The organism is Streptomyces sp. NRRL F-5727 (assembly GCF_000719555.1).
Lineage (GTDB): Bacteria > Actinomycetota > Actinomycetes > Streptomycetales > Streptomycetaceae > Streptomyces.
This window is the reverse complement of sequence record NZ_JOGX01000089.1, coordinates 1-22,808: the sequence shown is the minus strand read 5'-3', so window position 1 is coordinate 22,808 and position 22,808 is coordinate 1. Positions and strand designations below refer to the sequence as shown.

Genomic DNA, 22,808 nt, shown 5'->3' with positions numbered 1-22,808 from the left:
GGGGCGGGGGCGGGGGCGGGGGCGAAAGCCTTGTCGTGTGCCATGGGGTGTTCCTGTCCAGGTCTGCCGGGTCGGGGTTTTCCGGGGAAACAGAAAGACCCCTCGTGGAACACGAGAGGTCTGCGTGCGGGCGGTGGGGTCGGCCGGGAGGGGTCGCCTCCGGGTCACCTCGGTGCCGGCACGCGGGCGCTGATAATGAGCCGCCGCTGCATGCCCGGATCGTGCCACGGAGGGTCACACCACGGAAAACCCGTCTCACTCACCGGACAGCGCCCGGCACCCCGCCCTCCGGGCCGTCCCGCCCCCGCGAGACGGCCCGTCGCCGTCCGGCGGACCGGCCCCTCCCCGGCCGCGCCGGGCGGCCTGCTCCTCAGCCCGTCAGGGACGTCCACAGGGTGAGAGGGCGGTCCTCGACCGTGATCTGGTCCTCGTGGCCCCGGCCGTCGCGGATCACGATGATCCGGTACGCGTCCTGGTGGAACGCCCAGAAGAGGCTCAGGCCGTTGATCCGCTGCATGTCGGGTACCGCGAGGAACTCGTCGACCCGGCTGATCCCGGTCAGCGAACGCCACAGGTCGAGGCCGCGGTCGCCGCGCTCGACGGCGTCCTGGTGCGCCCTGCCGTCGGCGACCGAGATGAGCCGGTAGACCTGGGCGCCCATGAGCGTGTGGAACACCCAGTAGTAGCTCTTGCCGTCGACGCGCTGCAGGTCGGGGACGGGCAGGAAGGCGTCGACCTGCTCCACGCCGTTGAGCGAGACCCATGCGGAGAGGGAGCGGTCCGGGCGGTCGATCCGGGCGGCCCGCTCGGGCGGGAGTCCGGTCTCGGCTCCGTCGGCGACCGAGATCAGCCGGTAGACCTGCCGGCCCTCGACCGTGTGGAACAGCCAGAAGCGGCTGCGGCCGTCGACCCGCTGCTCGTCCGGGACGGGCAGGATCGCGTCGACCTTCGTCACCCCGGCGTAGCAGGGCCAGGCGGTCAGGGGCCGGTCCGGGCGTTCCCGGACGTCCGTGTGGTCGTCCCCGTCGGCGATGGAGAGGGTCCGGCAGACGGGGGTGCCGTCGGCGCCCGTCCCGTACGCCCAGTACCAGCTCTTGCCTCCGGTCCGCTGCATGTCGGGGATCGGCAGGAAGGCGTCGGTCGTGCGGACGACGGCGGGCGGCTTGTCGGTGAGCCGGCCGTCGCCCAGGAGCCGTAGCAGCCGTAGAGAGGGCACGAAGGCGTACACGGACCCTTCGGTGACCACGAACTGACTGAGAGTCAGTTTCGTGGTCTTCCCGGGGGTCTCGTAGCTGAGCGTGCCGGCGGCGCCGACCATCCCGTCGGGGCCCGGCTTCTCGGCCCGGTTCGGCGGGAAGTCCGGGCTGTCGATCCACGCCTTCTGGATGAACTCGAACTGCTGCACGAGGTCGGACTGGTAGCAGACGAAGAGCAGGCCGCGCTTCTCGTCGGGCCCGCCGGGCCCCTCCGAGGCGGGGTCGAAGGGGGCGCCGTAGGGGGCGCCGCGGCGGATGATCCGGCGGCGGTCCATGACCGGGTTCTCGTCGAACGGCCGCTCCCCCGGGTGCTCCTGGAGTCCGTCGCGGGGGTTGGTCTTGCGCAGGTGCGAGAAGAGCGGGGTGCGGAAGCCCTCGGGGTCGTCGCGGTAGCCGAAGTCGTTGTCCTCGTCGGCCAGCGCGTTGGAGGGCCGGTCGGCGTTGGGGCAGGTGGCGACGGGGGTGCCGGACCGCCAGCGGCCGACGAGGCGGGCGGCCAGCCACTCCGTGGTGGCCTCGGGCGGCACCACCTTGGCGTTCTTGAGCACCTTCAGCTGTCCGGCCACCTGCGACCAGAAGCCCGGGACGTCCTGGCCGAGCCGGCGCACCACCTGGAAGCTGCCGTTGTCGGCCCAGTCGGGCGTCGCGCGCGGCTCGCCGTCGACCCGGTCGAGCCCGACGACGAACTCGCCGGGCGGGATCAGCCGGGTGCCGTGATGACCCTTGACGTACTCGGGTTTGACCGGGTCCGGTTCGTCGAAGCCGATCACCCCGGGCTCGCTGACGCCGTCCTTGAAGCCGAAGTGCTCCTTGCCCCGGCGGGTGCCGGGCAGGGTGGCGGCGTCCTGCTGGAAGACGATCACGATCTTCGCCCCGGCGCACGCCTCGCGCTGCTGCCGGACCGCCGTCTGGAGGTCCTGGAGGGTGTCGGAGGCGATCGTGAGGACGGCGTGGACCTGCTCGCCCTTGCCGTCGCCGAAGAGCCACATCTCGGGCGAGCTGTCCCCGGTGTCGCCGAGGGCCCGCTTGTCCGAGCCCTGCTTGAACGCCTCCAGGCCGCTGCCGGGCGGGACGGACGGCAGCGGGTCCTTCCCGGTCAGCTCCCGCAGCCCCTCGTAGGTGAAGCTCACGTTGATCCAGGTGGCCCGCAGCGTCTTCGGGTCGTCGCCCGCCGACGCCTTCCGGGCCCTGCTGAAGGCGGCGTTGAAGGTCGCCACCTGCCTCGTCGTGGAGATCTGCGGCTCCAGCGCCCTGACCCAGGCGCGCGCCCTCGCCGGATCCTCGAACTTGAGGAACAGCAGGGTCATCTGGTCCTTCTTGAAGCCGGCGATCACATCGCCCTGGATGTCGTCGCTCTCACGCAGTCTCAGCTCGTCCGCCATGGTCCCTCCAGAAGATCGACACCTCCGCACCCTTGTCGCGCAGAGTGACCTGCAACGTAAGCGAGCAGGGAGGGGGCGACGGCCGGGGAGCGCCCCCTTCACTCGTTCACCGACGACAAACGGGCTGGTCAGGGGGCGCACGGGGCGCACCGGGGCGCTTTCGGCGCTCGCGATCACCCGGCTGCGTCGGTCGGGGCGACAGCCCGCCGACCCGCCGGAACACTGAGTCGCGTCACTGTGCGTGAACACGTGGCAGTCCTGTCACCGGCGTGCCCCGACCCTGTCCCCGTCGTCGGAACCGGCACGCCGTCCCACCCGGCAAGGAGTCCCATGTCCCCCGGAAACCCGCCCCGGCCCGCCCGCCGCGGGCTCGTCACGGCGCTCTCCCTCTGCGCGGCCACCGCGATGGCCGCGTCCATGGCCCTGGTGTCGGCCGGCCCCGTCCTCGCCCACACCGGCCACGGAGACGCCGACCACGGCGACGCCTTCCCGTACGCCCCCGCCTCCCGGGCGGCGAAGGCCCCCGTGGCCGTCGACCCCGCCGAGGCCGCGACGCTCGGCGAGGAGCACGCCGAGGAACACGCCCGCACCCGCAAGGCGATGGCCGACGTCGGCGAGTACCCGCAGACCACCCGGACGGCACGGCTCGGCGCGCTGACCGCCTCCCAGGAGAAGGCGAACGCGGGCTTCGACGCCTCGGAGTTCGGCCGGTTCCGGGAGTACTTCCAGTCCCCGGACTTCGCGGCCCACATCGCGCTGCTGCCCACCGGCAAGGTCCTGCTGTTCTCCTTCGAGCGGATCGAGGTGAACCCGCAGAAGGAACCGGCCCCCACCGACACGATCGGCAAGCCGAACGCCGGCCGGGCCTGGATCTGGGACCCCGCCAAGGGGACCGGCGCTGACGCGTTCACCGAGAAGAAGCCGCCGGTCGTCAACATGCCCGACGGCAAGAACGAGCCCCGGCCCGCCCCGTTCTTCTGCGCCGGCCACTCCTACCTGCCCAACGGCATGCTCGGGGTCTTCGGCGGCAACCTCGGCGGCAACGGCGGCTCCGGCGCCAAGCTGTCGCTGGTGTTCGACCCCTGGGCGGAGGAGTGGTACCTCAACAAGGACATGTCCGTCGGCCGGTGGTACCCCAGCGTCGTCACCGGCGCCGACGGGCGCCAGGTCGTCATGTCCGGGCAGTCGGAGCTCGGCTGGGGCACCCCCACCCCGGTCGTCGAGCGCTTCCCCGGCGCGGCGCACCCCGTCCCGTTCGACAAGGCGGTCAAGCCGGTCGGCTGGGCGGTGGACACCCTGAAGACCGAGGCGCCGTTCAAGTGGGACTACCCCCACCTGTTCTCGCTGCGCGACGGGAAGATCTACGGCCTCGGCCGCTCCGTGGACCAGCAGTGGGTCTTCGACACCGCCACCGACACCAGGACCGACCTGCCGAACCGCCCGGACGTCAACAAGAACATGCCCGGCCCCGACGGCGGGGAATGGCGGCGCAACTACGGCTCCGCGGTCCCCCTGCCGGCCGGCTTCCGGGGCCCCGACTCGGTCCTGGTCCTCGGCGGCGACCGCAACGACCCGAACACCTACCGCCTGGCCGGCGGCAAGTGGAACACCGAGAAGCCCCGCGCCTTCGGCCGCACCCAGGACGACACCCTGCTCCTGCCCAACGGCAACCTGCTCACCGTCAACGGCGCCTTCGACATCCGCGACTACGGCAACGGACCGTACAACCCGAACGCGGACCTGAAGTTCCGGCAGACCGAACTGCGCGACGAGAACGGCGACTGGAAGCTCGGCCCCGTCCAGCGGCTCCCCCGCGGCTACCACTCCAACGCCGTGGTCCTCCCGGACGGCCGCGTCATGATCACCGGCGACGAGCTCCAGCAGCTCGCCAACGACCCCGACATCGACGACACCAACAACGGCAGCATCGAGATCTACGAGCCGGCCTACCTCCACCAGGGCAGCCGCCCCCAGCTCGGCATGGTCTTCAACCCCACCGTCGGCTACAACGACAAGATCACGGTGAGCACCAGCACGCCCGGCGACGTCACCCGCGCCGTCCTGCTCGCCCCGACCACCGCGACGCACTCGATCAACACCAGCCAGCGCCACCTCGAACTGCGCGTCAAGAGCCGGAGCGGCAACTTCCTGGAGCTCCAGGCCCCGCCGAACGCGGCCGCGGCCCCGCCCGGCTACTACATGCTCTTCCTCCTGAACGAGGAGGGCGCCCCGAGCAAGGCCGGCTGGATCCAGCTCAAGCCGTCGACGGCGGCCACGAACGCCACCGCCGCCGCGGCCAAGCCCAAGGCCGAGACCAAGCCCCAGGCCGAGGCGAAGCCCGCAACCAAGGCATCCGCGGACTGACCCCACCCGCCCCCCTTCCGAGCCCCCAGCCCCGTCCCGGCGCTGGGGGCTCGCCCCCTGTCCGTGTCAGGCGATGGCACCCGCGCGGCCGAAGCGAAGGCGGACAGCGGGCAACGGGCAGCGGGCGTGGAATGGCCGAATGCGCGTGCGCCGCACCCCTTGACGCGCCCGGTCACCTCCGCGCGTCACCGCCGGGGCCACCGCGCGAGACCGCGTCGCCCGAGGACGAGCACCGTCCGCCACCTCGTGTCCCGTGCCGGCGCACCGGTCGGCGACCACCGGCCGGGACGGCGGGACGACGGCTCCCGGTGCTCACCGAGCGGTCCCGAACTCCCTCCGACAATTGGCCGGTTGCGGACGATCCGGACGGAAGGGATCCGGCACATTCTGTAGCTCCGCGCATTCCCTGCGACACACAGGAGGCACCGCATGCCCGTTATGCCCGCCGCTCGTACGGACGAGATCGTCACCGCCTGGCTCCAGGGAGCCGAGACCGCGCTCGGCGAGTACAACCCGGCCGGCCCGCTCTATGTGGGCGGTGCGGCCGGCGAGGCCGCGCTGACCGACGCCACCGAGGCGCTGTTCACCGGGTGCAGCAGCTGTTCCGGTTCGTGGCACAGCTACTGCTGCTGACGATCCGCCGTACCGCACCAGACGCGACACCCGGGGAGCCCGTGCGTACGGGCTCCCCGGCCCGTGGACCAGCCGTCAGGAGAGGACTCAGCATGGTGGAACCGGTGGCAGCGCCCCGATCGGCCGACGGACCGCCGCCCGAGGGATGGTTCGCGGTACCGGTGGGCGCCTTCGCGGGCCCGCTGTTCGCGGAACTGGACGACCGGATCCAGGGGATCGCCGGCCTGATCCCCGACGAGCGCGCCGTGCTCCGCGAGGCGACGCGCGAGGCACTGAACCGCACCCTCCAGCTCCGGCTCAACCGGGTGCTCCTGCTGGAACTGCGGGCCGCCGTCCTGGCCGGCGAACTGCCCGGCGCGGACTCGGCCGCCCGCTGGGACGCCTTCCTCCGGCACGCCTCCGCCCGCGGGTTCACCGAGGCTCTGCACCGACGGTACCCGGCGCTGCGCCCCCGCGCCTTCGCCTCGGGGCGCCTCCTCGTCGAGGGCGCCGTGGAGCTGGGCGCCCGGCTCGCCGCGGACCGGCGGGACATCGCCCGCCTGCTCGGCGACGACCCGGGCCCGCTGCGCGTCCTGGAGCTCGCGCGCGGGGACACCCACCACGGGGGACGGGCGGTGGCCCGACTGGTCTTCGGGGCGGGCAGCGCCATGTACAAGCCGCGGCCGGTCGAGGTGGACGCCGCGCTGCGCTCCTTCGTGTCCGCCGTCCCCGGCGCCGAGGACCTGGGCGTACCGCGGGTGGTGGTCCGGGACGGCTACGGCTGGGCCGAGCACCTCGACCACCGCTACTGCCGGGACGAGGCGGAACTCGCCCGCTTCTACCGGGCCCTGGGCGGCTGGCTGGCGGTGATGCGGCTCCTCGGCGGGACCGACCTGCACGCCGAGAACCTGGTCGCCCACGGCACGGTGCCCGCCGTCGTCGACGCCGAGGCCCTGTTCACGCCCGACGTCGAGGTTCCGCCGAGCGGACGCGGCGACGCCGTCGACCGGGCGGCCCGGACGATCCGCAACACCGTGCTGCGCACCGGCATCCTGCCGCTGCGCACCGACGGGTACGCCCTCGCCGGTGTCGACCTCTCCGCCGCGGGCGGTCTGCCCGGCCAGCAGCCGCGGATCCGCGTCCCGGTCATCGCGGACGGGGGCCTGGACACCGCCCGGATGGAGGTCGGCGTCGTGGACCTGCCGCCGGCCCGTAACCACCCCAGCCCCGAACCGGTGCTGATCCGCCACTGGGACCAGGTGCTGTCCGGCTTCGACGACCTCACCGGGGCGCTTGCGCGACTCGACGCGCGTGGTGAACTCCGCACGCTGCTGGGGAGGTTCGACGGCTGCGAGGTCCGCATGATCCGACGGCCCACCCAGACGTACACCGACATCGGCCGGATGCTCTGGCACCCGGCTTCGCTGCACGACCCCGACGCCGCCCTCGCGCGGGCCCGCGACATCCTCCACCGCAACGCCCTCGCCGCCCCCGGAGCCCCCCGCGAGCCGGCGGTGATCGACGGGGAGATCGCGGACCTGATGATCGGCGACGTCCCCGTGTTCACCGAACGCGTGGACGACCGGCGGCTGACCTCCTTCCTGGCGGGATGGCGACGGGCGGACCTCGCCCGCGAACGGGACACCATCCGCAGCGCACTGGTCGGCGCCTATCTGAACGAACGCCGGCTCCCCGACCGGGTACGGACACCGGCCGTCTCGCCGGGCGCCGAGGACCTGGACGGGCGGCGGCGCGCCCTGGCCGCCCAGGCCGTGGAGACGATCCGCGCGGCGGCCGTACGCGGGACCGACGCCACCACGACCTGGATCAGCCCGGTGCTCACGGACTACGGCTGGGCGGTCCGCCCGCTCGGCGCGGACCTCTACACCGGCCAGGGCGGCGTCGCCCTCGCCCTGGCCGAGTACCTGCGGGAGCAGCGGGCCGGGCGGGCCGACCCGGTGGCCGGTGTCGAGCCCCTGCTGGCCGGCGCACTGGAGGTGCTGGCCGCCACGGAGGACACCACGCCGACCCGCCAGCTCGGCGGGTTCACCGGCCTCGCGTCGCAGGTGTGGACCTGGGCCGCCCTGCACCGCCTCCTGGGTACGCCGGGGCTTCTCGACCGCGCCCGCGCCAGGGCCGCGCTGCTGACCCCGGAGGCCATCGCCGAGGACCGGGCCCTGGACGTCCTCGGCGGTGCGGCCGGCGTGATCGTCCCGCTGCTCGACCTCGCCGGTCTCACCGGCGAGGAGAGGTGGCTGGACGTCGCCGCGGAAGCCGGCCGGCGGCTGGAGCGCACCGCGATCGTCGACGGCCGGGGGGCGCGGTGGTCCACCGTGATGTTCCCGGAGGGCATCGGCGGCTTCGCGCACGGCGCCACCGGCGCCGGATGGGCCCTCACCCGGCTCGCCCTGTCCCCCGGCGGGAGCAGCACCGAACGGCGTCGCTGGCACGAACTCGGCTCCCTGGCCCATGACTTCGAGGAGTCGCTGTACTCCCCCGAGGAGGGCGCCTGGACCGACGCGCGGGTCGGCGGAGACGTCGACCACCCCACCGCGTGGTGCCACGGCAGCACGGGCATCGGCCTGGCCGCCGTCGACCTCCACGAGCGCACCGGCGACCCGCGCCATCTGGACACCGCACTCCGCTCCGGACCGGCCGGCCTGCGCGAGGGCTTCGGCTGGAGTCACACCCTCTGCCACGGCGACCTCGGACTCTGGGAACTCCTCCACCACCTGCGCGCTCTGCGGGGGTACGCGGGCCCGTCCGCCACCCAGGCCGACGCCGAGCTGCTCACCGGCATCGAACAGCGCGGCCCGGTCGGCGGCCTCGCGAAGGAGGCGTTCGCACCGGGCCTCCTCCCCGGCCTCTCGGGAGTGGTCCACCACCTGCTGCGGATGCACCCGGACGCCCGTCTGAGCTCCCCGCTCCTCCTCGCCCTCCCCCCGGCGTCCGCGTAGGTCCCGGGCTCGGGGATCGCCCGCGAGGTCGAGATCGCGCCGGGGGCCTCGCGACGCCCGTCCGCCCCGCCCCGCCCCGACCGGATACAGTGCGCGCAACAACAATCCGGTCGGGGAGGGGGCGTTCGGCGTGACCGAGGCCGGCAACACCCGTCCCGCCGAGGGGGAAGCGCGGGCGCCGCGGCAGAACCGGCTGCAGCGCCTGATGCGTCACGTCCCCCTGATCGCCCCCGTCCTGCTGTGGGCCGTGCCTTGCTGGGTGCTCCTGTACGGCGGCCAGCACTGGCCGCCGCCCGCCACTCCGGTCGGCACCGCGCTGTTCGCCCTCGCTCTCGTCGGGATGCCGTTCGCGATGGCGCGCGGCCACGGAAGGCGTCAGCAGGACCGGGCGGCGATCGTCGGTGACACCCTGCTGGGCGTCGGCTGGGTCCTGTTCACCTGGTCCGTCCTGCTCGGCGTCCTCCTGCGGCTCGCCCTGACCGTGGCCGGCGTCGGCGAGAGCCAGGACCGGGCCCGGATCGTCGCCTGCGCCGTCCTCGGCGTCACCGCCGTACTGCTCGGCTGGGGGTACGCCGAGGCCCGCCGCGTGCCGCGGGTGCGCCGGCTCGACGTGGTACTCCCGCGCCTGGGTCCCGGCCTCGACGGCTTCCGCGTCGCCCTCATCACCGACACCCACTACGGCCCCCTGGACCGGGCCCGCTGGTCGGCCCGGGTGTGCGAGACGGTGAACACCCTGGAGGCCGACCTGGTCTGCCACACCGGTGACATCGCGGACGGCACCGCCGAACGCCGCCGCGCCCAGGCCACACCGCTCGGCACCGTGCGGGCGACCCGGGCCCGTGTGTACGTCACCGGCAACCACGAGTACTACAGCGAGGCCCAGGGCTGGGTCGACCTGATGGACGAACTGGGCTGGCAGCCGCTCCGCAACCGCCATCTGCTGCTCGAACGCGGAGGTGACACCCTCGTGGTCGCCGGGGTGGACGACGTCACCGCCGAGTCCTCCGGCCTGGCGGGCCACCGCGCCCACCTCGCCGGAGCCCTGAGCGGCACCGACCCCGACCTGCCCGTGCTGCTTCTGGCGCACCAGCCCAAGTTCGTCGGTCAGGCAGCGGCCGCCGGCATCGACCTCCAGCTCTCCGGCCACACCCACGGCGGCCAGATCTGGCCCTTCCACCACCTGGTCCGCATCGACCAGCCCACCGTCGCCGGCCTGAGTCACCACGGCGTCCGCACCCTCCTCTACACCAGCCGCGGCACCGGCTTCTGGGGCCCGCCGTTCCGCGTCTTCGCCCCCAGCGAGATCACCCTCCTCGTCCTCCGCTCCCCGCGGCACTGACCGACGTCTCCTCTCCCCACCCATACCCGACGCACACCGCGATTCAGTAGACGAGCGGCCGGCATTCGACAACCGATCCACCAGAACGTGCGCACGTTCAGTGCGGATGTACTGAACCGACCTCCCCGTCTCAACTCCTCGCCGTCAAAGCGCCCTTCACGCTTGACACGGATCCGGCCCCGGGTGCCTCATGGGGGACACCCCCGACGCGCAGACCAGCAACCGAGTCGAGAATGCACTCTCTGACAACGTTGTCAGTAGTCCTCGGGAATTCTGCGCCGAAGGGGCTCCTTCCCCCATTTCCACCAAGGAGAGGCATGACCAAGTCACCGCGCAGGACGTGGCTCACGGCCGCCGGCAGCGCCCTCGCCGGCGTCGCCGGACTGCTGCTGCCCGTCTTCGGCACCGCCGGAACCGCCCAGGCCGCCCCGGCCGCCGAGTCCGGCATCCACGTCAGCAACGGCCGGATCTACGAGGCCAACGGCAACGAGTTCGTGATGCGCGGGGTCAACCACGCGCACACCTGGTACCCGACCGAGACCGGGGCCGTCGCCGACATCGCGGCCAAGGGTGCCAACACCGTCCGCGTCGTGCTGTCCAGCGGCGACCGCTGGACGGAGACCAGCACCTCACAGGTGTCCTCGATCATCGGCGACTGCAAGGCGAACAAGGTCATCTGCGTCCTGGAGGTGCACGACACCACCGGATACGGCGAGGACGGCGCCGCCGCCACCCTCGACCAGGCCGCCGACTACTGGGTCGGCATCAGGAGCGCCCTCCAGGGCCAGGAGGACTACGTCGTCGTCAACATCGGCAACGAGCCCTACGGCAACAGCGGTTACACCGCCTGGACCGAGGCCACCAAGAACGCCGTCGTGAAGCTCCGGAACGCCGGCATCGCCAACGCGCTGATGGTCGACGCCCCCAACTGGGGCCAGGACTGGTCGAACACCATGCGGTCCGACGCGGCCTCGGTCTTCGCCGCCGACCCCCGCCGCAACACCATCTTCTCCATCCACATGTACGGCGTGTACGACACGGCCGCCGAGGTCCAGGACTACCTGAACCACTTCGTCGCCAACCGACTCCCCATCGTCGTCGGCGAGTTCGGCGACCACCACAGCGACGGCGACCCCGACGAGAACGCCATCATGGCCACCGCCCGCTCGCTGCGCGTCGGCTACCTCGGCTGGTCCTGGAGCGGCAACGGCAGCGGCGTCGAATACCTCGACATGGTCAACGGCTTCGACGCCGGCTCCCTGACCCCCTGGGGCAACCGCTTCTTCAACGGCGCCGACGGGATCGCCGCCACCTCGACCCGCGCCACGATCTTCGGAGGCGGAAGCGGGGGCGGCGGCGACACCGGCGGAACGGCCCCGAACGGCTACCCGTACTGCGTCAACGGCAGCTCCTCCGACCCCGACGGCGACGGCTGGGGCTGGGAGAACCAGCGCTCCTGCGTCGTCCGCGGCAGCGCCGCCGACCGCTGACCGCCGACCTCGACCACCGGCCACCGGCCACCGGCCACCGGCCACCGGCCACTGACCACTGACCACTGACCACTGAAGGGTGTCCTCCCGTCCTGGCCGGCGGGCGGGCACCCCGTGTCGTGCCGCGGATCAGGCCGGCTGGGTCGCCCTGCAGGCGCACGGAGGCGGAGTCGCGGGCGAGCAGTTCACGGTGGCTTCCGGACGTCACCACCCGCCCCCGCTCCAGCACCACGATCCGGACCGCGCGCCTGATCGTGGAGAGCCGGTGCGCGACGACGAAGACCGTCCGAGCCGGCGACGAGACGCACGAGCGCCTCCTGGACCTGTGCCCGGGTAGCGGTGGTCGAGCGGACTGCGCGTCACGGTTTCTGGGGACTTCCTTCGTGGTGGCCGGCCGCGCCTCTCGCCGTGGCGCGCGGCCTCCTGGGATCGCGCCCGCCTCGCGCCGTGCCCGCAGACGTCTGCCGCCCGCGGCACGTCCTGGCGGTAGGGTCGGGGTGTCGAGGGTTCAGGATGGAGCTGGGGTGGCAGTGAAGCGGCCGACGATGGCGGACATCGCGCGTCGGGCGGGCGTGTCGAAGGTGGCGGTCTCGTACGCGCTCAACGACCAGCCCGGAGTGTCGGAGGCCACCCGCGCCTCGATCAAGAGCATCGCCGAGGAGCTGGGCTGGCGCCCGAACAGCGCCGCACGGGCGCTGACCGGCGGGCGGGCGCAGGCGGTCGGGCTGGTGGTCCGGCGGCCGGCGCGGACGCTGGGGGTCGAGCCGTTCTTCATGGAGTTCATCAGCGGTGTGGAGACGGTGCTCGCCGAGCACGCGTACGCGCTGATGCTGCAGATGGTGACGGACCAGGCGCAGGAGATCGAGATCTGCCGGCGCTGGTGGGGTGAGCGGCGGGTCGACGGCGTCCTGCTCATGGACCTGCAGACCGATGACGAACGGGTCGGCGCGGTACGGGAGATCGGGCTGCCCGCGGTGGCCATCGGGCCGCCGGACGTCGCCGGGGAGCTGCCGGCCGTCTGGTCGGACGACGGCGAGAGCGTGCGCGAGATCGTGCGGTACCTGGCGGCGCTGGGACACCGGCGGATCGCGCGGGTGGCGGGCCCCGCCGGGCTCGCGCACACGGCGGTCCGCGACGCGGCGCTCGCGGAGGTCTGCCGGGAGGCCGGCATCCCGGCGGCGGCCGTCGTGCACACCGACTACACCGGGGACGAGGGCGCGCGGGCCGCGCGGGCCCTGCTGATCGCCCCCGAACGGCCGACGGCGATCGTGTTCGACAACGACATCATGGCGGTCGCCGCGCTGTCCGTGGCGCAGGAGCTGGGCCTGTCGATCCCCGCCGACCTGTCGGTGGTGGCCTGGGACGAGTCGGCGCTGACGCAGGTGGTGCGCCCGACGCTGTCGGCCGTCAGTCGTGACATCCCGGCGTACGGGGCCCGCTCCGCGACCGCGCTGCTCGCCCTGATCGGCGGTGAGGACGTCGGCAGCATCCGCGAGGGATACGCGCACTTCGTGCCCCGGGGCAGTACGGCCCCGCCGCCGGAGCCCGGCCGTCGCTGATCGCCCGCCCCCCGGGGGGGGGCCATGCGGGGCCTGACCGCTCCCTCGTACGGCCCGGCCCCGCTGGATGGCATGGGCACTTCCCTACTTGGTGGCTCCCTGGGCGAAGCCGTTGTAGATCCAGCGCTGGAGGAGCAGGAAGACCACCAGTGTCGGGACGATGACCAGGATCGCGCCGGCCGAGATGGCCTCCCAGTGTGCTCCGAAGGGTCCCTTGAAACGGAACAGGGCGGTGGAGATCGTCCCCAGGTCCTCGGAGTGCAGGTAGAGGAAGGGGATGTAGAAGTCGTTGTAGGTGGTGATCCCCTTGATGATGACGACGGTGGCGATCGCGGGCTTGAGCAGCGGGAAGATGATCTTCCGGTAGATCGTGAAGGCGTTGGCCCCGTCGAGCCGGGCGGCCTCGTCCAGCGAGACGGGGATGCCTCGGATGAACTGCAGGAAGATGTAGACGGAGACGATGTCGGTGCCCATGTAGAGCAGGATGGGGGCCCAGCGGGTGTCGACGAGGCTGAAGCTGTTGATCACCTGGAAGGTCGCGACCTGGGTGGTGACGCCGGGCACGAGGGTGGCGATCAGGAAGCCGGCCATGACGGGCTTCCTGCCCCGGAAGTCGAAGCGGTCGACGGCGTACGCGGTCATGGAGCCGATGACCACCGTCCCGCCGATCGAGAAGACGAGGATGAACGCCGTGTTCCCGAACGCCGTCAGCATCTTGCCGTCGTGGAACGCGGTGACGTAGTTCTCGAAGTTGAACCAGTTCCCGGGCAGGGAGAGCGCGCTGCCCGAGCCGACCTCCTCCGACGTCTTGAGCGAGGTGAGGAAGACGACGGCAAGCGGGATCAGGACGACCGCGGACGCCACGATCAGCGACAGGTAGGTCAGCGCGCCTCCGACGCGCGGCCGGCGGCGGGAGGCGCGGGTCCCCTGCACGGTGGCGGTGGTGAGGTCGGGGGAGGTCATACGAGGTCCACCTTGTCGTCGGGCACGAGCCGGCGCTGGATCCAGGTGATCAGCAGGATGATCAGGAGCAGCACCACGGCCGCGGCCGAGGCCAGGCCGGTCTTGTTGAACTGGAAGGCGAGTTTGATCGTCTGGATGACGAAGGTCTGGGTGCCGGTGGCGCCGCCGGTCATGATGTAGGGGATCTCGAAGACCGACAACGAGCCGGAGATCGCCAGGAGCGCGCTGAGGCTGATGACGGGCTTGATGCCGGGGGCGATGATGTGCCGGAACTGCTTCCACCTCCCCGCCCCGTCGAGCTCCGCCGCCTCGTACAGCTCGCCCGGGATCGACTGGATCGCGCCGAGGAAGAGGACGAAGTTCAGTCCGGTGAAGCGCCAGACGGAGACGCCCGCGAGGGAGACGTTCGCGGAGGTCGGGTCACCGAGCCAGGGATGACCGGTGGTCACGCCGAACCAGGCGAGCACGGAGTCGAGGGTGCCGCCGTCCTGGAAGAAGTACAGGAAGACGAAGCCGATCGCGACGCCGTTGATCAGGTAGGGGAAGAAGAGGATCCCCTTGAAGAAGTTCCGGAACCGCAGGTTGAAGCTGAGGATCACCGCGAAGTACAGCGCGACGGCGATCTGGACCACGGAGGCCGCGAGGTAGTAGCCGCTGACGTAGAAGACGCGGAAGAGCTCGGGGCGGGTGAAGATCCGGACGTAGTTGTCGAACCCGACGTACTCCCGGTCCGGGCTCACGCCGTCCCAGTCGGTGAAGCTGTACGAGATCATGCTCGCGACGGGGACGTAGGTGAACGTGATCAGCAGGGCGAGCGGGGCCGCCAGGAAGAGCCAGGGCGTGATCCGCCGCAGGGGCGAGTCCCGCCAGGATCTCGTCCGTCCGGCGGCGGGGCCGCCGCGGCGGCCCGCCGGCCGGGGCCGTCCCCCCTGTGTGTCGGCCTCGGCCTTGTCCGTGCTGGATCGCCCTGTCATGGCGGCGCCCTCTGGTGCGGTGTCGGTGGTGTGGGTCATATCGGCCTTTCGTGTCCGCGGCTGCGGAAGGTCCAGGGGCCCCGGCCGGTGTCGTACGGCCGGGGCCACCCCGCCGGTATCAGCTGCCGACGGTCTTCGCCGCCTCGTCCCACCTCTTGTTCAGGTCGGCGAAGAAGTCCTCCAGGCTGCCCTTGGCGGCGCCGCGGGCCGTGTCGATCAGCTTCTGGCGGTAGTCCTGCTTGTTGAGGCCGATCTCGGCCGCCTCGTCGATGTCGTTGACGGTCGCGGTCTTCGCCTCGGAGCGGTCGAAGAACCTGACATCGTTGTCAACGAACTCCTTCAGAGTGGCGGGCATCGGGGCGGACTTCACGGCGGAGACCACGCCCTCCTTCTCCGCGAAGCCGGACTTCTCGGTGAACCAGTCCACCCAGGCGCGCGCCGCGGACTTGTTGTGCGAGTGGACGCTCACGGCCTGCTGGTAGTCGGACACCAGGGCGGCGCAGTGCTTGCCGTCCTTCTGGACCGGGAAGGGCATGAAGCCGATGTCCTCCGGCGCGCCGCCGGCCTTCTTCGCCGCGTCCTGCATCTGCGTGATCGACCAGGAACCGAGCATCATCGTGGCGATCTCGCCCTCACCGAGGAGCGCCTTGGAGGTCTCCCAGTTGGTGGTGGTCGGGTCCTTCTCCGACAGGCCCTGCTTCACGATGTCGTACAGGAGGCTGTCGATGGCGTTCAGCTCGCTCCCGGCCTTCCAGGGCGAGACCGGGCCGGCGAGGGCGTTGCCCGCCTGGGCGTCGCAGCCGACGACCCCCAGGTTGGCGGTCCACTGGACCATCGGCCAGCCGTCCTTGAAGTTGGTGTAGTACGGCGTGGCGCCGGTCTTCTCCCCGACCGCCTTCAGGCCGGCCAGGAACTCCTCCGGGGTCTTCGGCCAGCTGGTGACGCCTGCCTGCTTCCAGAGCTTCCTGTTGTAGACGAAGCCGTTGGCGGTGCCGAACTGGGCGATGCCGTAGACCTTGCCGTCCACCTCGCTCTTGTCGCTGAAGCGGTACTTCGACAGCTCGGCGGTGGTGCCGAGGGGGGCGAAGAACTTCGGGTAGTCGCTCTTGGCCACCGCGCCGGGGATGAGGAGCACGTCACCGTACTCGTTGGTGTTCATGCGGATCTTCACCTCCCCCTCGTAGTCGGTGATGCCGTCGAACTTCACCTTCACCTTGGGGTAGATCTTGTTGAACTCCGCCGCGTACTTCTGGAGCGTCCCGTTCTGCACCAGGTCGGTCCGCTGCGTGAGGACCTTGATCTCGCCGGAGACCTCCTGCGGGTCGGACGGCGGGGCGGCCACCTCTCCGGTGGCGCCACCACCTCCGCCGCCGCACGCCGACAGCGCGAGCATCACAGCGGCCAGCACGGCGCCCGGGAGCACGGTCGTCTTCTTGTTCCCCATGGCCCAACTCCTTCAAAGTCACGGCTCAGGTCAGCGGTGGGATGACGGCACTATGTCAGCCAGTCGTGAACCGGTAAAGTGCTGATTTCCCGCGTGATGCCTAATCGTTACCGGGGACCAGCCGCTTATCCCGGTCAGTCGGCGTCCCGCGCTCAATCCGCGCTCTTCCCGTGCCGACTGAACTTCACCGGTTCATGGACAGTTAAGTAAATGTACGGCTAGCTTGTCGGCCCGTACCCGCATCCCGCCCGCTGCCAGGCGATTGGAGCCGCACACCATGAAGGACGTCACCCGACTGCACGAGGGGTGGAGCCTGCGCCACGAGGACGCGCTGCTCCCCGCGCAGGTGCCCGGTTGTGTCCACACCGACCTGCTCGCCGCCGGGGTGATCCCGGACCCGTTCCTCGGACGGAACGAGACGGAGATCGCCTGGGTCGGGCGCCGCTCGTGGTCGTACGAGACCGAACTCACCGCCGCCGACGGCGGGCACGAGCGGAGCGAGCTCGTCTTCGAGGGCCTGGACACCGCCGCAGAGGTCCTGGTCGACGGCGAGTCGCTCGGCTCGACCCGGAACATGCACCGCGTCCACCGCTTGGACGTGACGGGGCGGACCGGCCGCCTGGAGGTGCGCTTCGCCTCGGCGTACGACGAGGCCGAGCGGGTCCGCGCGCTCACCGGCGACCGGCCGAACGTCTACCCCGAGCCGTTCCAGTACATCCGCAAGATGGCCTGCTCCTTCGGCTGGGACTGGGGCCCGACCGTGGTCACCGCCGGCATGTGGCGGCCGGTGCGGATCGAGCGCTGGTCGACCGCGCGGCTCGCGGAGGTCCGCCCGCTGGTCACCGTCGACGGCGCGACCGGCCACGTCGAGCTGCGCGTCCGGGCCGCCCGGACCGCGAGCGGCACCGACCGCTCGCTCACCCTGCGCGCCACGGTCGCCGGCGTGGTCGCCGAGACCTCCTTCACGGGCGCGGAGGCCGTGCTCCGCCTGGAGGTGCCCGAGCCCGAGCTGTGGTGGCCCCGGGGATACGGTGCCCAGCCGCTGTACGGGCTCGCCGTCGAGCTCCTGGACGAGGGCGGCGCGCCGCTCGACTCCTGGTCGCGGCGGATCGGCTTCCGCACGGTGACCGTCGACCGGTCCGCCGACGAACACGGCACCGGCTTCACCTTCGTCGTCAACGGCACGCGGATCTTCGCGCGCGGCGTCAACTGGATCCCCGACGACGTCCTGCCGTCCCGGGTCACCCCCGAGCGCTACCGCACCCGCCTCACCCAGGCCGCCGAGGCCAACGTCGACCTGGTACGGATCTGGGGCGGCGGGATCTACGAGCACGACGCCTTCTACGACGTCTGCGACGAGCTGGGCCTCATGGTCTGGCAGGACTTCCTCTTCGCCTGCGCCGCGTACCCCGAGGAGCAGCCGCTGCGCGGAGAGGTCGAGGCCGAGGCGCGCGACAACGTTGTCCGGCTGATGTCGCACGCCAGCCTCGTCCTGTGGAACGGCAACAACGAGAACCTGTGGGGCTTCCGCGACTGGGACTGGGAGGAGCCGCTGGCGGGCGACTCCTGGGGCGAGGGCTACTACCTCGGCGTCCTCCCCCGGATCGTCGCCGAGCTCGACCCGACCCGCCCGTACACGGCCGGCAGCCCCTGGTCCGGCTCCTGGGACCACCACCCCAACGACCCCCGGCACGGCACCCACCACTCGTGGGAGGTGTGGAACCGGCAGGACTACGCCGAGTACCGCGCCGACGTGCCGCGCTTCTGCGCCGAGTTCGGCTGGCAGGCCCCGCCCGCGGTCAGCACCCTGCGGCGCGCCCTGCCCGGCGAGGACCTGGCCCCCGACTCCCCCGGCATGCTCCACCACCAGAAGGCCGAGGACGGCAACGGCAAGCTGAACCGCGGCATCGACCGCCACTTCGGCCTGCCCGAGGGCGATTTCGACCGCTGGCACTACCTCGCCCAGGTCGTCCAGGCCCGGGCGGTGGCCGCCGGCATCGAGCACTGGCGCTCCCACTGGCCGGTCTGCGCGGGCACGGTCGTCTGGCAGCTCAACGACTGCTGGCCGGTCAGCAGTTGGGCCGCGATCGACGGCGAGGGGCACCTCAAGCCGCTCTACCACGAGCTGCGCCGCGTCTACGCCGACCGGCTCCTCAGCCTCGTGCCCGCCGCGGACGGCCCGGTCCTCGCCCTCGACAACCAGTCCGGCACCACCTGGCTCACCACCGTCACCCTGCGCCGCGTCGCCGCCGACGGCACCGTGCTCAAGGAGGCCGTGCTCGACCTGGAGGCCGCCGCCCGGACGGTCGTACGCCTGGTCGTCCCGGCCTCCCTCCTGCCGACGGCCGACTCCGGCAAGGAGCTCCTGGTCGCCGACGCCGACGGCCTGCGCGCGGTCCACCTCCCCGTGTACGAGAAGGACTTCGCCTATCCGGAGCCCGCGTACGACGTCCTGGTCGAGCCGGCCGGTGACGGCGACGCGGTCGTGACGGTCACCGCCCGGACCCTGGTGCGGGACCTGCTCCTCCAGGCGGACCGCCTCGCCCCGGCGGCGAGCGCCGACCACGGGCTGGTCACCCTGCTGCCGGGCGAGGAGGTCCGGATCACGGTGCGCGGCTGGGCGGGCGACGACCCGGAGGCCGTACGGGCGGCCCTGTTCAGCGTGGGAGCGGCGTGAGCGCCCCCTCCCCCCGTCTCCCCGGCCCGCGTGTCACGATCACCGATGTCGCCGCGCGGGCCGGCGTGTCCAAAGGCGCCGTCTCCCTCGCCTTCAACAACCGGCCCGGGGTGTCCCCGGCGACCAGGGAACGCATCTTCACGGCCGCCGAGGAGCTCGGCTGGAGCCCGAACCACACCGCGCGGAACCTCTCCGGCCGGCGGACGGGCATCATCGGCCTGGCCATCTGCCGCCCCGCCCGGCTCCTCGGCCTCGAACCCTTCTACATGGAGTTCATCTCCGGCATCGAGGACGTCCTCGCCGAGCGCTCCTGCTCCCTCCTCCTCCGGCTGGTCCGCGACCTGGCCGAGGAGACCGACCTCTACCGGGAGTGGTGGCGCAGCCGGACGGTCGGCGGGGCGATCCTCGTCGACTTCCACCGGGACGACCCGCGCATCCCGCCGCTGCGGGCGCTCGGCATGCCCGCGGTGGCCGTCGGCCACCCGTCCCTGACCGGCGGCTTCCCGTCCGTCTGGACGGACGACGCCTCCGCGGCGGCCGAGGCCGTGCGCTACCTGGCGGCCCTCGGCCACCGGCGGATCGCCCGGGTCGGTGGGCCCGCCGGCCTCGGCCACAGCGGCATCCGCGCCGCCGCCTTCGAGGCGACCATGGCCGAACTGGGCCTGGACGGACGGCGGCAGGTGGCGACCGGCTTCGTCGGGGAGGAGGGCGCGCGGGCCACCCGCAGCCTCCTGATGTCCCCGGACCGGCCGACGGCGATCCTGTACGACAACGACATCATGGCCGTCGCCGGAGCGGCGGTCGCCTCGGAGATGGGCCTCTCGGTCCCCGACGACGTCTCCCTCCTCGCCTGGGACGACTCGCAGCTGTGCCGGCTGACGCATCCGCCGCTCTCCGCGATGAGCCACGACGTCCACCACTTCGGCGAGGAGGTCGCCCGGACCCTGTTCGGCGTGATCGAGGGGACCCGCTCCGGCTCCCTCCAGGTGCCCACCCCGACCCTGACGCCGAGGGGCTCGACGGGGCCGCCGCGCCGCGTGTAGGCGGTCGGAGACGGCGTCGAGGGGCTTACCCGTACGGGTAAGCCCCTCGTTCCCGCGGTGGGGATGGTCCGCCGGATGCGGTTCAGGTCATCGCCTCTGCCGGTCGGCGGGTTCTCCGGTCGATTCCCGGCGGTCGAATGAAAGATACGGCCGGGATGGCCGACCACGGGAGCCTTTACATAACCGGTTAAGCTAACCCAGCGGTTGTTTCGCGACCCGTCCCGACCGTTCAGTCGAGGCGCTCCGCCGTGCCCGTCGTGGCGCGGAACACCGTCCCGTCCCCCTCCAGCCACGCCTCGGCGCCCGCCGGCACGTACACGGCCTGTCCGGGGCCGGTGCCGAGGCTCCGCCCGGAGGAGGAGACGGTCACGGTCCCGGCGGTGCAGAGGAGGATCTGCGGGGCGTCCAGCGTCAGGCGCCGGCGTGGTTCACCGGTCCGCAGGTCGTACCGGGACAGACGGAAGTCGTCCACGGGCGCCGGGTACACCTCCTCGCCCTCCTCGCCGCGGGGGGTCAGCACGCGGGCCGGGGGCGTGCCGAAGCGGACGATCCGGGTCAGCTCCTCGGCGTCGACGTGCTTGGAGGTCAGTCCGCACCGCAGGACGTTGTCGGAGTTCGCCATGATCTCCACGCCGAGCCCGGACAGGTACGCGTGCGGGACCCCGGCACCGAGGAACAGCGCCTCGCCGGGGCTCAGTTCGACGTACCGGAGCAGCAGCGCGGACAGCAGCCCGGAGTCGCCCGGGTGGGCCCGTGCGATGCGGTCGTAGGCGGCGATGTGGGCCTCGGCCGGGCCTTTCGCCGCGACGGCCAGCGCCCGGGCGACGGCGTCGAGGAGCCCCGCCGGGGGGCGGAGGAAGGCCCGGAAGACCTCCGCGAGCGCCTGGGGTTCGGCGACGACCCGCAGGGTCTCGGCGTACGGCCGGAGCGCCGGCACCTCCAGGGAGTCGAGCAGGTCGGCGGCGTCCGCCGGGGCCTGGAAGCCGCACAGCCCCCGGAACGGGGTGAGGGCGACGATCATCTCCGGCTTGTGCTGGTCGTCGCGGTAGTTGCGGTGGGCCGCGTCGAGAGGCACACCGAGCGCGTTCTCCCGGGCGAACCCGGCCTGGGCCTGGGCGAGGTCCGGGTGCACCTGGACGGAGAGCGGCGCGTCGGCGGCCAGGAGCTTGAGCAGGAACGGAAGCCGGGGCCCGAACCGGCGCACGGTGGCCGCACCGAGCTCGCCCTCCGGGTTCCCGGCGACCACCCGGTCCAGGGGTGTGAGGACGTCCTCCCGGAGCACGCGGGAGGGCGCCGCCGGGTGGGCGCCCATCCAGAGTTCGGCCTGGGGCGCTCCGGTGGGCGGCTCGCCCGTGAGTTCCGGCAGCAGGGTGCGGGAGCCCCAGTCGTAGGACTGGACGGTGTTGTGAAGGAGGTCCATGGTCGTTTCCTGGAGTGCGTGCGGTGGGGTGGAACCGGGGGCGTCCGGTGCCGATGCGCGCGGGCACGGGGAGGAGGCCCGCCGCGTCCGGCCGCCGGGGAGGCCGGAGGTCAGCCGGCCGTCCGCCCCCGCGTGCCGGCCGCGGCGCGGAACAGGTCGGCGGCGGCGACGCCCGCGGCGGCCGCGCCGATCAGTCCGGCGTCGAGGGCCAGGCCGGCGGGCACGACCGGGAGGTCGCGCGTGAAGTCGAGGGCGGCGTACGCCTTCAGGTGCCGCCGCAGCGGCGCGAACAGCACGTCGCCGGCCTGCGAGACCCCGCCGCCCAAGACGACCAGGTCGAGTTCGACGAGCGCGGCGGTCGCGGCGATGGCGGCGGCCAGGGCGCGGCCGGCCCGGTCGAACGCGTCGAGCGCCCTCGGGTCGCCCGCGCGGGCCGAGGCGGCCACCTCGCGGGCCGTGGCGGGAAGGCCGGCCGGGGGCGTCCAGCCGGATTCCAGGGCGTGGGCGGCGATCGCCGTACCGCTGGCGTAGCGCTCGACGCATCCCCGGGCGCCGCAGGGGCACAGCGGGCCGTGCTGTTCGACGGTGATGTGGCCGATGTGACCGGCGTTCCCGGTCCTCCCCGTGTGGACGGAACCCCCCAGGACCAGGCCGCCGCCGACGCCGGTCGAGACGACCATGCACAGGGCGTTCGCCGCGCCCTTCGCCGCGCCGATCCAGTGTTCCGCCGCCGCCATCGCGACCGCGTCGCCGACGAGCACCGGCTCGATCCCGTCCGGGACGGCGGGATGGCTCCGCACGCGCTCCACCAGGGGGAAGGAGCGCCAGGCCGGGATGTTGACCGGACTCACCGTGCCCGCGAACGTGTCCACCGGCCCCGCGCTCCCGATGCCCAGACAGGACAGCGCCGCCCACTCGGGACGGGCGGCCAGCTCGTCCAGGACGCCGGTCACCGCGCCCATCAGCGCCTCGGCGGACTCGCGCGCGGGCGTCGGCCGCTGCGCCCGCGCCACCACGCCCCCCTCCGCGTCGACCAGCGCCCCGGCGATCTTCGTACCACCGATGTCCAGCGCTCCGTACACGATCCCGCCCAACCTCTCCGAACCATCCGACCTTACGAAGCACCACTCTGCCGACGGATGACAACGTTGTCTAGAGCAAGACGGATGCGGTTAAGCGATGAGCGGCGCGCGACTCCCGGACCGCACGACTCCGACGCGAGTGGCGCCGGCACCGGCCGTGTCCGCCGCGCCGGCACCACGCGCCCTCCGGCACCCGTTACGCCCCCTTCGGTGTGGGGGCGGGGCGGCGGCGGGGTCGGCTGACGG

14 protein-coding genes are annotated in these 22,808 nt (G+C 72.5%); 8 read left to right on the top strand and 6 right to left on the bottom strand.

The window, feature by feature from the left end:
- Positions 1–370: 370 nt before the first annotated feature.
- Complete coding sequence (locus tag IF73_RS38960; protein WP_051717612.1) at positions 371–2,638, bottom strand: Dyp-type peroxidase; 2,268 nt, start codon at positions 2,636–2,638, stop codon at positions 371–373.
- Between the two features lie 330 nt (positions 2,639–2,968).
- Between IF73_RS38960 and IF73_RS0134540 the strand changes: the two genes are divergently transcribed.
- The 6 genes from IF73_RS0134540 to IF73_RS0134515 all read left to right on the top strand — a co-directional run bounded on the left by IF73_RS0134540 (position 2,969) and on the right by IF73_RS0134515 (position 12,959).
- A complete protein-coding gene (locus tag IF73_RS0134540) occupies positions 2,969–5,002 on the top strand; it encodes a galactose oxidase early set domain-containing protein (protein ID WP_234338431.1) in 2,034 nt (677 codons plus the stop codon).
- A 429-nt stretch (positions 5,003–5,431) separates the two neighbouring features.
- Entirely contained in the window at positions 5,432–5,635 is a 204-nt protein-coding gene (locus tag IF73_RS0134535) for a DUF6229 family protein (RefSeq protein ID WP_031014855.1), read from the top strand.
- A 104-nt stretch (positions 5,636–5,739) separates the two neighbouring features.
- Positions 5,740–8,571 carry a type 2 lanthipeptide synthetase LanM family protein gene (locus tag IF73_RS0134530; protein ID WP_234338430.1) on the top strand — a complete coding sequence of 944 codons (2,832 nt, stop codon included), beginning with the start codon at positions 5,740–5,742 and terminating at the stop codon, positions 8,569–8,571.
- Between the two features lie 130 nt (positions 8,572–8,701).
- On the top strand, positions 8,702–9,910 hold the full coding sequence (locus IF73_RS0134525) for a metallophosphoesterase (RefSeq protein ID WP_031014853.1): 1,209 nt from the start codon (positions 8,702–8,704) through the stop codon (positions 9,908–9,910).
- 317 nt (positions 9,911–10,227) lie between these two features.
- Positions 10,228–11,400 (top strand): cellulase family glycosylhydrolase, encoded by a 1,173-nt coding sequence (locus tag IF73_RS0134520; RefSeq protein WP_031014852.1) that lies wholly within the window; start codon positions 10,228–10,230, stop codon positions 11,398–11,400.
- A gap of 530 nt (positions 11,401–11,930) precedes the next feature.
- The gene (locus tag IF73_RS0134515; protein WP_031014851.1) at positions 11,931–12,959 is read left to right on the top strand and encodes a LacI family DNA-binding transcriptional regulator; all 1,029 of its coding nucleotides are present in this window, start codon (positions 11,931–11,933) and stop codon (positions 12,957–12,959) included.
- A gap of 84 nt (positions 12,960–13,043) precedes the next feature.
- Here the strand turns inward: IF73_RS0134515 and IF73_RS0134510 are convergent, their stop codons facing one another.
- The 3 genes from IF73_RS0134510 to IF73_RS0134500 all read right to left on the bottom strand — a co-directional run bounded on the left by IF73_RS0134510 (position 13,044) and on the right by IF73_RS0134500 (position 16,340).
- Entirely contained in the window at positions 13,044–13,922 is an 879-nt protein-coding gene (locus tag IF73_RS0134510; protein WP_031014849.1) for a carbohydrate ABC transporter permease, read from the bottom strand.
- Positions 13,919–14,935, bottom strand: coding sequence for a carbohydrate ABC transporter permease (locus IF73_RS0134505; protein ID WP_420706604.1), 1,017 nt, complete (start codon positions 14,933–14,935; stop codon positions 13,919–13,921). The genes IF73_RS0134510 and IF73_RS0134505 overlap by 4 nt, the downstream gene beginning before the upstream one ends.
- Before the next feature lie 79 nt (positions 14,936–15,014).
- Entirely contained in the window at positions 15,015–16,340 is a 1,326-nt protein-coding gene (locus tag IF73_RS0134500; RefSeq protein ID WP_031014847.1) for an ABC transporter substrate-binding protein, read from the bottom strand.
- A gap of 277 nt (positions 16,341–16,617) precedes the next feature.
- On the opposite strand from IF73_RS0134500, the gene IF73_RS0134495 reads away from it, so the two are divergent.
- Positions 16,618–19,017 carry a glycoside hydrolase family 2 protein gene (locus IF73_RS0134495; RefSeq protein WP_031014844.1) on the top strand — a complete coding sequence of 800 codons (2,400 nt, stop codon included), beginning with the start codon at positions 16,618–16,620 and terminating at the stop codon, positions 19,015–19,017.
- On the top strand, positions 19,014–20,060 hold the full coding sequence (locus IF73_RS0134490) for a LacI family DNA-binding transcriptional regulator (protein WP_031014842.1): 1,047 nt from the start codon (positions 19,014–19,016) through the stop codon (positions 20,058–20,060). Before IF73_RS0134495 ends, IF73_RS0134490 begins: the two co-directional genes overlap by 4 nt.
- A gap of 229 nt (positions 20,061–20,289) precedes the next feature.
- Here the strand turns inward: IF73_RS0134490 and manA are convergent, their stop codons facing one another.
- Both manA and IF73_RS0134480 read right to left on the bottom strand, forming a co-directional pair.
- Entirely contained in the window at positions 20,290–21,480 is a 1,191-nt protein-coding gene (gene manA, locus IF73_RS0134485; protein WP_031014839.1) for a mannose-6-phosphate isomerase, class I, read from the bottom strand.
- 110 nt (positions 21,481–21,590) lie between these two features.
- Positions 21,591–22,565, bottom strand: a complete 975-nt coding sequence (locus tag IF73_RS0134480; protein WP_031014837.1) for an ROK family protein — start codon at positions 22,563–22,565, stop codon at positions 21,591–21,593.
- Between the last annotated feature and the right edge of the window lie 243 nt (positions 22,566–22,808).